13 protein-coding genes are annotated in these 14,566 nt (G+C 65.8%); 6 read left to right on the forward strand and 7 right to left on the reverse strand.

Annotated features, from left to right (window positions below; all coding sequences use genetic code 11):
* The first annotated feature begins 107 nt into the window (after positions 1 to 107).
* Complete coding sequence (locus tag KAJ83_RS02560) at positions 108 to 1,094, forward strand: hypothetical protein (RefSeq protein WP_210680439.1); 987 nt, start codon at positions 108 to 110, stop codon at positions 1,092 to 1,094.
* Between the two features lie 127 nt (positions 1,095 to 1,221).
* On the opposite strand, the gene rpoZ is transcribed toward KAJ83_RS02560, so the two are convergent.
* Positions 1,222 to 1,635 carry a DNA-directed RNA polymerase subunit omega gene (gene rpoZ, locus KAJ83_RS19580; protein ID WP_210680440.1) on the reverse strand — a complete coding sequence of 138 codons (414 nt, stop codon included), beginning with the start codon at positions 1,633 to 1,635 and terminating at the stop codon, positions 1,222 to 1,224.
* Between the two features lie 396 nt (positions 1,636 to 2,031).
* Here rpoZ and KAJ83_RS02570 point away from each other — a divergent pair, with 396 nt between their 5' ends.
* Complete coding sequence (locus KAJ83_RS02570; protein WP_210680441.1) at positions 2,032 to 2,757, forward strand: LabA-like NYN domain-containing protein; 726 nt, start codon at positions 2,032 to 2,034, stop codon at positions 2,755 to 2,757.
* A gap of 41 nt (positions 2,758 to 2,798) precedes the next feature.
* Positions 2,799 to 3,458 carry a uracil-DNA glycosylase gene (locus KAJ83_RS02575; RefSeq protein WP_210680442.1) on the forward strand — a complete coding sequence of 220 codons (660 nt, stop codon included), beginning with the start codon at positions 2,799 to 2,801 and terminating at the stop codon, positions 3,456 to 3,458.
* A 264-nt stretch (positions 3,459 to 3,722) separates the two neighbouring features.
* Here KAJ83_RS02575 and smpB read toward each other — a convergent pair whose 3' ends face one another.
* Both smpB and dapA read right to left on the reverse strand, forming a co-directional pair.
* Complete coding sequence (gene smpB / locus KAJ83_RS02580; protein WP_210680443.1) at positions 3,723 to 4,208, reverse strand: SsrA-binding protein SmpB; 486 nt, start codon at positions 4,206 to 4,208, stop codon at positions 3,723 to 3,725.
* A 46-nt stretch (positions 4,209 to 4,254) separates the two neighbouring features.
* Positions 4,255 to 5,133, reverse strand: coding sequence for a 4-hydroxy-tetrahydrodipicolinate synthase (gene dapA / locus KAJ83_RS02585; protein ID WP_210680810.1), 879 nt, complete (start codon positions 5,131 to 5,133; stop codon positions 4,255 to 4,257).
* A 394-nt stretch (positions 5,134 to 5,527) separates the two neighbouring features.
* Between dapA and KAJ83_RS02590 the strand changes: the two genes are divergently transcribed.
* The gene (locus KAJ83_RS02590; RefSeq protein ID WP_210680444.1) at positions 5,528 to 7,507 is read left to right on the forward strand and encodes a lytic transglycosylase domain-containing protein; all 1,980 of its coding nucleotides are present in this window, start codon (positions 5,528 to 5,530) and stop codon (positions 7,505 to 7,507) included.
* A 12-nt stretch (positions 7,508 to 7,519) separates the two neighbouring features.
* Here KAJ83_RS02590 and KAJ83_RS02595 read toward each other — a convergent pair whose 3' ends face one another.
* Both KAJ83_RS02595 and KAJ83_RS02600 read right to left on the reverse strand, forming a co-directional pair.
* Positions 7,520 to 10,675, reverse strand: coding sequence for an ABC transporter transmembrane domain-containing protein (locus KAJ83_RS02595; protein WP_210680445.1), 3,156 nt, complete (start codon positions 10,673 to 10,675; stop codon positions 7,520 to 7,522).
* A 164-nt stretch (positions 10,676 to 10,839) separates the two neighbouring features.
* Complete coding sequence (locus KAJ83_RS02600; RefSeq protein ID WP_210680446.1) at positions 10,840 to 11,679, reverse strand: NAD kinase; 840 nt, start codon at positions 11,677 to 11,679, stop codon at positions 10,840 to 10,842.
* Between the two features lie 144 nt (positions 11,680 to 11,823).
* Between KAJ83_RS02600 and KAJ83_RS02605 the strand changes: the two genes are divergently transcribed.
* Positions 11,824 to 12,222, forward strand: coding sequence for a nuclear transport factor 2 family protein (locus KAJ83_RS02605; RefSeq protein WP_246484160.1), 399 nt, complete (start codon positions 11,824 to 11,826; stop codon positions 12,220 to 12,222).
* A gap of 45 nt (positions 12,223 to 12,267) precedes the next feature.
* Here the strand turns inward: KAJ83_RS02605 and KAJ83_RS02610 are convergent, their stop codons facing one another.
* On the reverse strand, positions 12,268 to 12,702 hold the full coding sequence (locus tag KAJ83_RS02610) for a hypothetical protein (protein ID WP_210680448.1): 435 nt from the start codon (positions 12,700 to 12,702) through the stop codon (positions 12,268 to 12,270).
* A gap of 142 nt (positions 12,703 to 12,844) precedes the next feature.
* Complete coding sequence (locus tag KAJ83_RS02615) at positions 12,845 to 13,552, reverse strand: cytidylyltransferase domain-containing protein (RefSeq protein WP_210680449.1); 708 nt, start codon at positions 13,550 to 13,552, stop codon at positions 12,845 to 12,847.
* 252 nt (positions 13,553 to 13,804) lie between these two features.
* Here KAJ83_RS02615 and KAJ83_RS02620 point away from each other — a divergent pair, with 252 nt between their 5' ends.
* Positions 13,805 to 14,548, forward strand: a complete 744-nt coding sequence (locus KAJ83_RS02620) for a 1-(5-phosphoribosyl)-5-[(5-phosphoribosylamino)methylideneamino]imidazole-4-carboxamide isomerase (RefSeq protein WP_210680450.1) — start codon at positions 13,805 to 13,807, stop codon at positions 14,546 to 14,548.
* Positions 14,549 to 14,566: the final 18 nt, after the last annotated feature.

The raw sequence follows: 14,566 nt of genomic DNA on the forward strand, positions 1-14,566 counted from the left end.
GCCCCTCCATGGCTTATGATATAGTCAATGCGAGGCTCTCTTCCCAGCATCGAATGCCTCGGCGCGGGAAGGTCGAAGACCGGTTTATTCCGAGGAAGGATCGTCCCGTGACGGACCCGATCATTCAGCGTCAGAATCTGTTCTCCCTGCTCGACATGGCCAAGCGCCCAGGGCAGAGCACGGGCATGCGGATGCGCGGGAACGAAAGCGGAAGCGAATCCATCCTCGCCATGTTGGAGAAATCCGACCCGGAAGGCGCAAATGCCCTACGCACCCAGATCGGCGAGGCACGGAGCGTCCTGGACCGTATGGAGGCCGTTCGCGAGAACGCCGGGGATCAACGCAAGGAAGCAGCCCGCCAGAAGATCGAACGGATCAAGGCGCAACTCGCGATGCTGCGCCTGTTGGCCGCGGCCGATCCGGAGGCAGCGGCACGGCAAGCCTCGCGCCTCGCACGCGAACTCGCCGCCGCGGTCAAGGACTATACCGCCTCCGGTGGGACGGCCACGGTAACGCCGACGGCCGGCGCGGGCGTGACGGGCGGGGCCATGGCGGGCCAGACGCCCCCGCCGACAGCGGGCGCCACCACGTCGGGCGCGTCCGAAGCGGAGACCACGACAACGGCTGAGGCAACACCCCCGCAGTCCACCTCGATTCAGGCCACGGCCACGCCAACGCCGGATCAGTCCCCCGCGAATGAAGGCGCGCCCGGTAAACCGGACGAAGACGCGGACGGCAAGGCGCGCGGCCAAACCGGCGACGGCTCCGACACGGCGCCGTCCCCCTCCCCGCGCGAGGAAGAACGCGAGGCCATCCGGAACCGCGCCAACGCCCTGGTCGGCCAGATGGCGCAACGCTTCGGAGAAAGCCGCGCGGAGAGCGAATTCGCGGCCGAAATCCGACAGATCAAGGCCGCCTTGAAGACCATCATGGAAGCGGCCAAACGCAAGCTCCGCGCGGAGGACGGCGAATCCGACGCCGATCGGGACATCAAGGCCGGCGAACGCGCCCTGCGGGAGGTCGAACGCGCGCTCGACAGCCTCGCGCCGGCACCGGCGGCCGGGCCGAGCGTGACGGTCGACCTTCTGGCCTGACGAACGGCTTCCCCCGCGCCACCGTCCAATAGGCACCCTCTCCACCGAAAACGAAACCGCCCGGGCCGTTCGGCGCCGGGCGGTTTTAAAACGATCGATTTCAAGGGGCGCGGCGCGCCCCGCGCCCTCAATCCTCGCGGTCGGAGGGGTCGACATCCTCGAACATCGCCTCGGCGGCGGCCTTGGCTTCGGCGGCATCGCCCTCGCCTTCCTCGCCTTCCGGACGGGACTGACCGGACGTGCCCTCGCTCTCCTCGCTCAACAGCGCGGCGGCGGCCATTTCCAGCATGTCCTCCTCCTCGGGTTCGTCCTGCTCGATATGCTTCTGCAGGCCACGCACGAGGGAATCCTTCAGATACTCGGTATCCAGCTTATCCTCGGCGATCTCGCGCAACGCGACGACCGGGTTCTTGTCGCGATCGCGGTCGACCTGCAGTTCGCTGCCGTTGGCGATATCGCGGCTGCGTTGTCCGGCCATCAGGACAAGCTCGAACCGGTTCGGAACCTTCTCTACGCAATCCTCGACGGTAACGCGTGCCATGAACGGTCCTCTCAAGCGCTGCGGCGCGGCGGGCATCCGATGGGTTCCGGCCGATCCGTGTCCCCGGCCGTATCCATCGCTCCCGTCGCGCGATTCTTGGGTCTCCAGCCGGCGCGCGCGAAGCCGCGCATCACCCGGCAAGTGCCGGACTATAGGCAGGCCGCCCACCCGATGCAACCCCGCCGCGCCATCTCCGACAGGCGGCTGGCCTCACGATTTCATGAAAATGGCGCTTTTCGGAACGTCTTGTGTCGCATCCCCCCGGCGTATAGAGATGCGCTTATCCGAAGCGGCGGCGGGGCTCGCCCACGGCAATTTGCTACTTTCACCTAATTTCCGTTTCAGCCCCGTTCGGATTACACGGAAATCGATCGCGCGTAAGGAGATCGCAGGCATATGAAGCTCGGCATTTACCAGTTCGAGAAGCTCGGAATATTCATCGACGGCTCGAACCTCTACTCCGCCGCGAAGAGCCTTGGTTTCGATATCGACTATAAGAAACTCCTGGAACTATTTCGTGGCGAGGGTCGGCTGATCCGCGCCTTCTACTACACCGCGCTGTTCGAGGATCAGGAATATTCCCCGATCCGCCCGCTGGTCGATTGGCTCGACTATAACGGCTATACCATGGTCACCAAGCCGGCGAAGGAATTCACCGACGCCCAGGGCCGCCGCAAGGTCAAGGGCAACATGGACATGGAACTCGCCATCGACATGTTGCAGATGACGGACCATCTGGATCACGTCGTGCTTTTCTCCGGCGACGGTGATTTCCGCAGCCTGGTCGAGGCCGTGCAGCGCAAGGGCGTGCGCGTCTCGGTCGTCAGCACGATCAAGACCTCGCCGCCGATGATCGCCGACGAATTGCGCCGGCAGGCCGATAACTTCATCGAGCTTCAGACCCTCGCGGAAGCCATCGCCCGTCACTTCCACAATCAGCGCCCGCCCGTCCGCGCCACGGTCCGTGGCCGCCCGCCCACGGAAGAGATGGACGAGGACGAGTATGACGAAGAGGATGAGGACGATTACGACGACGAGGACTATGACGACGAGGATTACGAGGACGATTACGACGACGAGGACAGCGAAGCCATCGTCGAACGGACCCCGTCGAAGTCGTAAGACCGTGTTATCCGCCGTTCGATAACTTGCTGTTCGATAGGATGTCCACCTCCTCAGCCGGTTTCGAGAACCCGCCAAGCGATTGCCCCCTGTGTCCCCGCCTGGTCGAATTCCGGGCGGGGAACCAGGCCGCCCATCCCGATTTCCACAACGCCCCGGTCGCGAGTTTCGGACCGATCGACGCGCGTCTTCTGGTCCTGGGGCTGGCCCCTGGGCTGAAGGGCGCGAACGCGACCGGGCGTCCCTTCACCGGGGACTATGCGGGCGATCTGCTTTACGACACGCTGCTTCGCCACGGCTTCGCGCGCGGGACCTACGCCAAGCATGCCGGGGACGGTTTGACCCTGGTCGATTGCCGGATCGCCAATGCGGTCCGCTGCGTGCCGCCGCAGAACAAGCCGACGCCGAAGGAAATCGCCACCTGCCGGCCCTTCCTGGTGCGGGAGTTGTCGGCGATGACGGAACTTACCGCGATCCTCTGCCTCGGCCGGATCGCGCACGAGACGGCATTGCGCACGCTTGGCCACAAGCTGAAGGATCATCCCTTCGCCCATGGCGCCGGGCATGCGGTCATGCTGCCGACCGGCGCGCGGGTGACGCTGGTCGATAGCTATCACTGCTCGCGCTACAATACGAATACGGGCCGTTTGACGGTGGCGATGTTCGACGCGGTCTTCGAAAGGCTCAAGCAGGCGCTTTAGAGCGTGTCGCGTTGATTTGGATCCGCCTGAGATCGGGTTTCCGGCCCACGGTCCCATGGGGAGAGGGAGCGCCGGCGATGCGGGGCATCGTCAAGCGCGCTCGACGCGGTCCGGGAGCCCGGAAAACCGACCGGAAGCGCCGCCTTCGGCTCCCTGATCGTCGTCGCGCCCCGCTTCCGATGCCCCGCATCGCCGCGCGAGCCGCTCCTAGTCCAAGAAACCGAATGCGGCGTCTCAGGTGATTCCAAATCAACGCGACACGCTCTAACCGTATTCCTTCATGACCTGCGCCTTCTTGCGCTGCCAATCGCGCTGCTTGATCGTCTCGCGCTTGTCGACCTGACGCTTGCCCTTGCCGAGACCGAGGGCGAGCTTGCAGATCCCCCGATTGTTGAAATAGAGCCGCAGCGGTACGAGCGTATAGCCACCCTGCTTCGCCGCCCCCAGGAACTTGTCCCGCTCCCGCTTGTGCAGCAACAGCTTGCGCGCGCGTTTCGGCTCGTGCTGGAACTTCGCCGGGGCGTTCGGGTAATCCCCGATATGGACGTTGAAGAGATACATCTCCCCGTCCTTCGGCCCGGCATAGGCATCGGACAGATTCACCGTCCCCCGGCGAAGGCTCTTCACCTCCGTGCCGAGGAGTTGGAGGCCGGCCTCGACCTCCTCCTCGATCTCGTAGTCGAACTTGGCCCGCCGATTGACCGAAATCGTGCCGGTCGAGGTCAGCGTGCTCCGTTTCTTCTGAGCCATATCGTCCTCCGGTCGCCCGCGCGGGCCCCGGCCGGGCGCGTGGGCGTCAGATCAGCGCGACCTGACGCAACGCGTCCTCGACCTGGCGCTTGCTGGCATCCGCGATCTCGGTAAGCGGCAGGCGCGTGCGGCGCGTCGCCTTGCCGAGCAGTTCGGCCGCGTATTTCACCGGCCCCGGCGAGCTTTCGCAGAACAGCGCCGTGTGCAACGGCAGCAGCTTGTCGCGAATTTCGACATAGGTTTCCATATCGTTCTGCCGCCACGCATTGTGAAGACGCGAGCAGAGATTGGGCGCGACATTGGACGTGACCGAGATGCAGCCATGCCCGCCCTGGCCAAGGAAGGCGCCGATCGTCGCATCCTCGCCCGAGAGCTGGGAGAACCCCGGCCCGATCGCGACCCGCGTCTTCAGCGGACGGGTCAGATCGTTGGTCGCGTCCTTCACGCCGACGATCGTGTCGAAATCCCGTGCCAGACGCGCCATCGTCTCGACCGACATGTCGATCACGCTGCGCCCGGGGATGTTGTAGATGATGATCGGAATATCGACCGCCTCCGCGATCGCCTTGTAGTGCTGATAGAGCCCTTCCTGCGTCGGCTTGTTATAATAGGGCGTGACGATCAGCGCGGCGTCCGCGCCGGCGGTCTTGGCATGTTCGGTCAGCCAGATCGCTTCGCGGGTGGAGTTGGACCCCGTGCCGGCGATGACCGGCGCCTTGCCTTTCGCGACCTCGATGCACAGCTCCACCACGCGGCAATGTTCCGCGTGGCTGAGGGTCGGGGATTCGCCCGTGGTCCCGGTCGGGATCACGGCCTCCGTCCCCTCCTCGATCTGCCATTCGACGAATTTCTGGAAGGCGGCCTCGTCGACATTGCCTTCCTCGTCCATCGGCGTGATCAGGGCGGTCATCGAGCCCGTGAACATCGGTGTCATCGCGAAGTCTCCATCGCCTAAATTATATCGCAAGGGCGGGTAGTCTTCTGGAATTAAGTGGTTCGTTGCGCGCCGGCGCCACGCGCCGGGCCGCCGCGACTCGCCCAGCGCGACAGGGCGCGGACTTTAATCGCCCGGTCCGCCCCGAACAAGCCGCTTTCCCGGGCGTTTGACGCTGTCCCTTGCATATCGGCGCGATTGGTTCCTACACTGTCACACGATCCGGTCGATCAAGGATTCGATCGGAGGATTCCGAGGGGCAAGGAAAGTATCGGGCGGTCCTGGCCATGATGGCGCCTTCGCGCCGCGGCCGGTATCGTCCACCGTGCAAACCGCGACCATGTAACCGCGAACGCCTGGGCGAGAAGAATTGACGCCACGACGATTGCTCCCGACGTCGATCGCGACCGCCGCGCTCCTGCTCGTGCTCACCTTTATTGCCTCCGATCGGATCGCACGGGCCGACGCGCTGCCGGCCGCGCTGACCGAGGATGACGCGGCGGAATACGAGCTGGCCTTCCGTGCCCTCGACCGCGGGCGGTGGGAGGCGGCGCTGCGCCATGCCGGGCGCGCCGAGGAGGATTTGCCGCGCCAGGCCGTGATCTGGCTCTGCCATCAAAGCCTCGATTGCCCGTCCAGTTTCGGTGAGATCACCCGTTTCGTCGAAACCCACCCGGCGTGGCCGCGCCTCGACCGGCTGCGCCGGCGGGCGGAGGAAGCACTAGGCCACGCCGTGCCGGACGCCCGTATCCTCGACTGGTTCGCGGCTTATCCGCCACTGACCAGCGTCGGCACGATCCATTATCTGCGCGCGCTCGAACGCACGGGCGACCGCCCGCGCCTGCGTCGGGAGGCGCGGGCGATCTGGCGCACCACCTTGATGGGCTATTCCGACGAGCATGAATTCCGCCAGCGCTATCGCGATTTGCTGAGCGATCAGGACGAGATCGACCGGCTGGAGTGGTTGCTCTGGGAAGGGCATGTCGAAAGCGCGACCCGGCAGGCACGCCGCGTGCCCCGCGCCTATCGCGACCTGGCGGAGGCGCGCATCCTCCTGCGCACCATGCGCGGCGGCGTCGATGCCGCGATCGCGCGCGTGGTGCCGGACCTCGCCGATCATCCGGGGCTGGTCTATGAACGGCTGCGATGGCGGCGGAAGAAGGGCCGCGACGAGGAGGCCGGCAATCTGCTGCGCTGGCCGGAGATGCAGACGGTGCGCCCCGACCTCTGGTGGCAGGAACGCGCGATCCTGGCGCGCCGTGCCTTCTCCGACGGGGAAATCAGCCGTGCCTACCGGCTTGCCGCCGATCACGGCACCAACGACGGCGCCGACTTCGCGGAGGCTGAGTGGTTCGCCGGCTGGGTGGCCCTGCGGTTCCTGCGCGACCCGGAGATGGCCTTCCCCCATTTCCGGCGCATGTTCGAGCGCGTCTCCTATCCCGTCAGCTTGAGCCGCGCCGCCTATTGGGCGGGCCGCGCGGCCGAGAACGGCGGCAAGCCGGAGGTCGCCCATCAATGGTACGCGGAGGCCGCCAAGCACAGTTCCAGTTTCTACGGCCAGATCGCGGCCCTGAAACTGCCCGCGGGGGAGCGTCCCGGTCTTCCGGTCGAGCCCAACCCAACGGCGACCCAGGTTCAAGCCTTCGAGTCCGGCCAGATGGTCAAGTTGATCCGGATGCTGCAACAGGTCGGCGCGGAGGACACGGTACGGGTCTTCATCGACCACATGTCGGAGAACCTGAACGACCCGATCAATTTCACGCTGCTGGCCGGGCTTGCCAGGGATATCGGACGGAACGACCTCGCCGTGCGGGTATCGCGGGAAGCGATCAAGGACGGGGTCATCCTCTCCGGCACGGGCTATCCCGCGCTCGACATGGATGGCAGTCAGATCGCCGATACGACCATCGTCCACGGCCTGATCCGGCAGGAAAGCGGCTTCGACATCGACGCCGAAAGTCATGCCGGCGCGCGCGGCCTGATGCAGCTGATGCCGGCGACGGCGCGCGTCGTCGCGCGGCGGGAGAACCTGCGTTACGAACGCGATAAGCTTACCGCCGAGCCGCAATTCAACCTACATCTCGGCACGGCCTATCTGAAATCATTGCTGGAGCGGTTCGACGGTTATCTGCCGCTGGCGCTCGCGGCCTATAACGCCGGTCCCAACCGCGCGCGCCGCTGGGCGGAGGAATTCGGCGACCCGCGTGGCATGACGCTGGAGGATCAGATCGACTGGATCGAGAGCATCCCCTATCCGGAGACCCGCAATTACGTCCAGCGCGTGATGGAGGGGATCACCGTCTATCGCCAACGTGCCGCCGGGCGGCATGTGGCGTTGCGCCTCACCTCGGCCGCGGGTTATTGAGGCGCGCCGTCCTCACGACCCTTTCAGCGTAGCCAGTTCGTCCCGCGTGGTGTTCAACTGATCCGTCGTCAGGATCAGGCGGCGCCCCAGATCGCGGGTCATCTCGAAGGAGAAATAAGGGTCCTGGCGCGCCAGTTCGGTGAAGACCTCGCGATTGAGGCGCAACGCCGTGGTCGGCCGCAGCGCCCGCACGGTGGCCGAGCGTTTGGCGTCGTTCAGCAGGGCCAATTCTCCGACCAGCCGGTTTTGATCAAGGGTGAAGAGCACCTTCTCCGTCGCCCCCTCCCCGACCAGGACTTCCGCCTCGCCCTCGAGGATGACATAGGCGGCGTCGCCGTCATCGCCCTCGCGCATCAGGATCTCGCCGGGTTCGTAATGCTTACGCTCGCTGGTGAAGGCCAGGAACTTGAGGCGCGTCGGATCCAGATTGGCGAACAACGGCAAATGCTGGAGCGCGCGCGCCTCCACCGCCAGGGCCGCGTCCTCCCCACTCCCGTCCTCCCCACTCCCGTCCTCCGGGGAGGGCGTCTCGGCGGTCTCGGGGGCCGCCACCGGCGATGCCCCGCCCTCACCCCCGACGCGTTCCTCCGTCACGCGGCCGTTACGGATGCGCAGCACCTGCTCCACCTCGATCCCTTCCGGCGGGGCTCCGCCGACGGCGATCACGGTCGCGCCGCCCGCGGCCTCGCGCACGGCCGGCATGATGCGCGCGCGCGCCTCCGCGTCCAGCGCGCTCATCGGATCGCTCAGGATCAGGATCGCCGGACGCTTCACCAGATTGCGCACGAGATTGAGCTTCTGGCGCTGTGCGCCCGACAGACGTCCCCCGCTGATTCCGACCTGGAAGTCGAAGGCCACGCGCACGATGGCGCGGCGCAGATCGAGATCGTCGCACAGCTCCGCCACCACCGCCTCGACCCGGTCGGTGGCGTCCGACCGGCCATGAACGATGCGGCCGAACAGAATATTGTCGAGGATAGTGAGCCCGCGATTATAGCGTGCGGGATCGAAGGGCTCGACCTTGCCGCCGGGCTTGAAGACCTCCGGGTTCTCCGCATGCAGGGTCCGGCGCAAGTCGACCAGGGTCGCCTGCATCGCCTCGTCGATCAGGCCGAGGCGATGGCGCTGCACCACCAGCTTGAAGGGCAGGCCCGTGATCTGTCGCCGTTCCTCGTCGGATAGACCGCCCCCTTCGTATCCACCCTTCGCCTTGCGCACCATGACCTTGAGGTCGGGCAGCAGATCCTCGTCGATGAAGCTGTATTGCTCGAAGAAGGGATGGCCGGGCGGCAGGTCCTTGAACAGCTCGACCATCAATTCCGCGCATTTTAGGCCGATCTCGTAGAATTTCGCGATCAGACCGTGACGCTCCAGCAGGTCGCGCACCACCGGGTTCTCGTGCAGCCGGTCGAAGGCCCATTCCGGCACCGTGGGACGCCCGAACAGGATGTTCCCGGCGACGGAGGAATAGGTGTTGTAGCGTCCCATGTCGTAGGTCTGGACCAGATCGTCGAAGCCGCGCTCCGCCAGCACCTCGCCGACGTGCCGGCGCGCGGTCATGACCCGTTCGGCAAGGTCCGCCCGTGCCTCCGGATCGATCGTCTGGCGCAGGCCGATGGAGTACATGTCCTCCTCCATCTCCACCACGCGCAGCAAATCGACCGCCCGCTCGGTCAACGCCTCCCGGTCACGCACGCCGGCCATGGCATAGTCGGTCCAATCCCGCGTCGGATCGAACGGGCTGTTGCCGGAGGCTTCGGCCTCCTCGATCTCGCGGCGGCGGGTGTCGTCCTCGCGCTCCTCCTCCGGATCGGGCGGACGGCGCTGCAGGCCGATGAACATATTGGCCGCGATGGTGCCGTTGAAGAAGGCGGGCTCGCCCGTGGCATAACCGATGCGCGCGCCCGTCACCCCCTCATGCAGCGTGGCGATATCCCGGTCCCCCACCCTGATCCGGCCGGTGGAGGGAGTCAGCAACCGCGCCAGCAGCCGGCCGACTATTTCCCGGGCCATGCCGCTGGTGGCGATCACGGCCGTCGTGCCGCCGGCCTTCAGCGTGAAGCTGGCGCCGTCGATCACCCGCGTGCCGTCCTCATCCGCCCAGGTCAGGCTGGACGCCTGGATGTCGCCGTCCAGCGCCGGCTCCTCCGTCGGCCGGCCTTGCTGCAAGTCCTCTTCCAGCATGCCCGGCGGCGCGAACTGGCCGATCAACTGGTCGTACTTGATGCGCGCGTCGGCGAGGCGCTGATAATAATCCAGCAATTCCTTCCAAGGCGCCGCCAGATCCTTGTAGGCCGCGAGCGCGGCCACCAGCGCGCCGAAACTCAACTCCCCCTGGATCACCAGATAGCCACCGATCGCATAGAAGAAGAAAGGGGTCAGTTGGTTGATGAAGTTGTTCAGGAACTTCATGAAGAACTTGCGCTGATAGATCTCGAAGCGCACGTCGAAGATCCGGCCGAGACGCCGCGAGATATCCGCCAGCACGTGGCCCACATGGTCGTGCGCGCGCACGTCCTGAACCCCCAGCGCGATCTCCCCCACCCGGTTGGAGAGGGAGCGCACATGCTTCACCCGCTCCTTGCCGAGCAGGTTCACCTTGCGCTGCAATTTCGGAATGACATAGCCCTGCACCGGAATCAGCGCGAAGGCGGCAAGGCCGAGATAGGGGTCCTGCGCGAACATGAAGGCCATGATCGTCAGGAAGGTGCCGCCCTGGAACGCGATCAGCGCGAAGGCGTCGCCGAAGAAACCGCCCAACGGCTCGACCTCGGCCGTCACCATGGTGACGATCTCGCCGGACGATGTCTTCTGGAACTGCGGTAACGGAAAGCGCAGCGTGCGCGCGACCAGCACGAAGCGGAGCCGGCGCAGCAACCGCTCCGCCATCACCCCCTTATAGGTGTTGATGCGCATCTTGAAGAGCCCGTTGACGATGACGAGCCCGAGAAAGATACCGCACAACACGAAAAGGTACTGGACCTGCGTCAGCGTGACGCCCAGGAAGTCGATCGTCTCGCGGTCGGTATCGATCGCGCCGTTGATGATCGTCTTCGGCAGGTCGAAGGAATAATAGAGGAAAGGAAAGGATAGCAGCGTCAGCGCCAACGTGATGAGTTGCTGCGTCCGACTGTTCTGCCAGATGAAGCGGAACATGCTGCGATCCATCGCGGCGTCTCCCCCGAATTCAGCGCCGGCCGCCCTGCCCAAGGCGCCCTGCCCTAGCCACACCGCCCTAAGCCGCCCAGTCCCTGACAATGCCCCACCCCCGCCCCGCGATTTAAGCGAAGGCCGGGGGCCCTGTCATCCGGCATGCGCCGTGGTGGCATTCATCACGCCGCGAACTGTTCCTTCAGGATGCGTTCCTCCAGATTATGCTCCGGATCGAACATGATCGTGGCCGCGATGCCGCGATCCTCGTGGATCGAGACATGGCGGACGTCGCGCACCTCGGTCGAATCCGCCACCGCGCTGACCGGGCGCTTCTGGGTGTTGCGAATCTCGAAATCCACATGCGCGCTCTGCGGCAGGAGGGCGCCGCGCCAGCGCCGGGGGCGGAAGGCGCTGATCGGGGTCAACGCCAGCACGCCCGCGCCCAGCGGCACGATCGGCCCGTGCGCGGAGAGATTATAGGCCGTGCTGCCGGCCGGCGTCGCCACCAGCGCGCCGTCGCACACCAACCCGTTGAGCCGCGCCACCCCGTCGACCCGGATGTCGATCTTGGCGGCCTGACGGGTTTCCCGGAAGACGGAGACTTCGTTGATCGCGATCGCCTCCTCGATCGTGCCGTCGACGCGGGTCGCGCGCATGCGCAAGGGGTAGAGCTTGAGCGCCTGGGCGCTGGCCAGCCGCTCCTCAAGCCCACCGGTGCGGTACTCGTTCATCAGGAAACCGACCGTGCCGCGATTCATGCCGTAGATCGGCTTGCCCGTGCCGATCAGCGCGCGCAGCGTATGCAGCATGAAGCCGTCCCCGCCCAGCGCGACGACGACATCCGCCTCCTCCGGCGTCTCCACGCCGTGATATTGCGACTTCAGCGCGCCCAGCGCCTGTTGCGCCTTTTCCGCCTCGGAGGAAACGAAGCAGATTCTGAGCGTCCCCACCCGTTCGCCCACCCGTTCGCCGGCCCGTTCGTCTGGCCTGTTGTCCGCGCTGTCCGGTCCCTCCGGCATCGTGACGATCCTTGCCTTTCGCCCCCGGCGCGCGCGACAGTCGATCCCGACGCCGCCCGGAAGGCCGTGCGGTGACTGTACCCGGCACACATGGGCCCGGAAAGAGCGGAAGAAACGACGGATGAACGGATGGGAGGGTCGGCGATGAGCCGCGAGGAAATCCTGTTCGCCAACGATGCCTTCTATCAGGCCTTCGCCGATGGCGACGAACGCGCGATGGAGGCCCTATGGGCGGAGGAGGCGCCGGTCGCCTGCCTGCATCCGGGATGGGAGCCCCTGATGGAGCGCGCCCATGTCATGGCGAGTTGGCGCGCCATCCTTCAGAACCCGCCGGCCGTGCGCTGCCTCGACCCCCGGGTCTTCGACCAGGACGGCTGCGCCTTCGTGCTGTGCTGGGAGGCCGTGGGCGCGCAATATCTGGTCGCCACCAACATTTTCGTGCGCGAGGGCGGTCGCTGGCGCATGGTCCATCACCAATCCGGCCCGACCAACGGAAAACCTCCGAAGGCCGCCCAAGACACCGAAGCGCGCGTGATCAATTGAGGGGAAGGCGCCGCGCGACGACACACGCCGCGCCCTCCCGGCCCCCTATTCCGGCAGATCGTAGATCACGATGGTGACGCTTTTCGCGTCCGTCGTCTTGTCAGCCCCGTCGTGCCGGATCGCATAGGCATCGTCGGAAAGCCCGGGCAGATCGGCTTCCGCATCGTGTCCGCCGCCATGCGAGAACTTCTTCGTCTTGGATATATTGACCTTTTCCACCTTCTTGGCGATGACGATTTCGTTGCGCGTCGCGGTGCGATAGATGCCGAAACTGCCGGTATTCGTCACCGAGGAGGCGCCCGGGTCGCCGATGGAGGCGACGATCCCGCTCTCTCCCGGCCCCAGCCGTTGCCCGGGAAAGGGCGGCGCATATTCGACATGGCCGTCCGGGAAATCCTGATCCTCGATCGTGCCCTCGAAGCAGGCGATATAGAACGCCTTCCGGCCTTGGTTCTCCACATGGATATTCGTACGGCTCATGGTCGTCCCCTCCGTTTAAACCTTTCGTCCATAGTCCGGCACTAATCCGAAAGGCGTCAATCGGGGGGCGCACTTTTTACATGTTTTTCTATAAAACACCCCCAAAAAGGGACGAAACGGTAAACTCTTCGGGGATACCCCCTCACGCATAGGCCGTCACCACCTCCGCCAGCGTGGCGTCGGTGGGATCGGGAAGCCGGGCGATGGCGGCGCGGGCGCGGGCCAAATCCTCCGGCGTATCGACGGCGATGGAAAGACCGCGATAGCGCGAATGGTTGGGGCTGATATTACGGATCTTGAAGTCCGCCGCATGCTCATAGGCCCAGGCGGTCACATGCTCGCGCCATTCAAGCGCCTGCGTCGCCGCGCAGATACGGGCCAGCGCCGGGCGGCTCACGGCCTCCGCGCTCGCCCCGATGGGATAGCCGCGCGGGAAAACGTTGGTCGCGATGTCGAGCGTCGGGTCGGCGAGATAGGCTTCCGCCACCGCGTCCGTCACCTCCGGATCGACGAAGGGACTATCTCCGCAGATGCGCACGAACCAGTCGAGCCCATGCGCCTCCATCGCGGCGAGGCAGCGCCCCGCCACATCCGACGCGTCGCCCCGGAAGCACCCGATCCCCTCCGCCCGCGCGAAGGCTTCCAGATCGTCATCCACCGCCCGGTCGGAGGTCGCCAGCAGCATCGCCGGCACCACCCGGCAACGTCGCAGCCGATCGATCGCGCGACCCAGCACCGGCCGTCCGGCAAGGTCCATCAGCCCCTTGCCCGGCAGGCGGCGGCTGTCGAGACGGGCGAGCAGGATCAACGCGGCGGGGCCCCGGGTGGTCGGGGCACTTGTGATGGTCATGCGCGGCGTTCCTCGGTCGTGCGGACTGGCGGACGATCAATCCACCCCGCACGGTATCACGGTGATCGAAGGCGGCGGCAAGCGGAAATCGGCGCCTCGGCCGCCCGGACGCTCGCGCCATGGGTGCCTTTTGTCGCCGAAACGCGCCAAGGCGTCGTGTCCATGCGAGGAAAAGGCGGCGCCCATGCTATTCTCGGTATCAGGCATCGGCGGCGAACGACCGATCAAGCCCAGGCGAAAGGGAGCGGCCCCATGATCATCTATCCCGATATCGAGGTGAAGGACGGCAAATGCGTCATCCTGCGGCGCGGCAGTTTCGACGATCCCAAGGTCTATGACATCGAACCGCTGGCGGCGGCCAAGCGTTTCGAGGCGTCGGGCGCGGAATATCTCCACGTCGTCGATCTGGACGGCGTCCTGCAGGGCGGCCGCCACAATGCGGAAACCATCGTCGAGATCATCGAGACCGTCTCCATCCCCGTCCAGGTCGGCGGCGGCATCCGCACCATGGCCACGGCCGATTGGTGGATGGAACACGGCGCGGCGCGCATCGTGCTCGGCACCGCGGCGATCAAGGACCGGACCTTCGTGCGCAATGCCTGCGCGCGCTATCCGGGGAAGGTCGTCGTCTCGCTCGACGCGCGCGACGGCTATGTCATGGTCGATGGCTGGCGCGAGCAGACCGGCTTCACCGCGAGCGAGATCGCGAAGGATCTGGCCGACAGCGGCGTGGCGGCGATCGTCTTCACCGATATCGACGCCCAGGAAGGACCGAAGGAAGCGACCTTCGCGGAGACCAGCGCGCTCGGCCAGGAGATAGCCATACCGCTGATCTCCTCCGGCTGCGTGCAGTCGCTGGACGATGTCTCGGTGCTGCGCCATATCCCCGGCATCCATGGCACGATCATCGGCTGGGCCTTCTATGAGCGCTGGGTGTCGGTCCGCGCGGCGCTGGCCGTCGCCCGGGAACCGGCGACGGAGGCGGAGTTCATCTAGGGGCGTTCAGGACCCTAG

This window comes from Marivibrio halodurans (assembly GCF_017963645.1).
GTDB lineage: Bacteria > Pseudomonadota > Alphaproteobacteria > UBA8366 > Aestuariispiraceae > Marivibrio > Marivibrio halodurans.

Coding starts and splice junctions, on each gene's coding strand:
- rpoZ (WP_210680440.1), bottom strand. CDS start 1,635: ATGGCACGCGTTACCGTCGAGGATTGCGTAGAGAAGGTTCCGAACCGG.
- KAJ83_RS02570 (WP_210680441.1), top strand. CDS start 2,032: ATGAAGCTCGGCATTTACCAGTTCGAGAAGCTCGGAATATTCATCGAC.
- KAJ83_RS02575 (WP_210680442.1), top strand. CDS start 2,799: ATGTCCACCTCCTCAGCCGGTTTCGAGAACCCGCCAAGCGATTGCCCC.
- smpB (WP_210680443.1), bottom strand. CDS start 4,208: ATGGCTCAGAAGAAACGGAGCACGCTGACCTCGACCGGCACGATTTCG.
- dapA (WP_210680810.1), bottom strand. CDS start 5,133: ATGTTCACGGGCTCGATGACCGCCCTGATCACGCCGATGGACGAGGAA.
- KAJ83_RS02595 (WP_210680445.1), bottom strand. CDS start 10,675: ATGGATCGCAGCATGTTCCGCTTCATCTGGCAGAACAGTCGGACGCAG.
- KAJ83_RS02600 (WP_210680446.1), bottom strand. CDS start 11,679: ATGCCGGAGGGACCGGACAGCGCGGACAACAGGCCAGACGAACGGGCC.
- KAJ83_RS02605 (WP_246484160.1), top strand. CDS start 11,824: ATGAGCCGCGAGGAAATCCTGTTCGCCAACGATGCCTTCTATCAGGCC.
- KAJ83_RS02610 (WP_210680448.1), bottom strand. CDS start 12,702: ATGAGCCGTACGAATATCCATGTGGAGAACCAAGGCCGGAAGGCGTTC.
- KAJ83_RS02615 (WP_210680449.1), bottom strand. CDS start 13,552: ATGACCATCACAAGTGCCCCGACCACCCGGGGCCCCGCCGCGTTGATC.
- KAJ83_RS02620 (WP_210680450.1), top strand. CDS start 13,805: ATGATCATCTATCCCGATATCGAGGTGAAGGACGGCAAATGCGTCATC.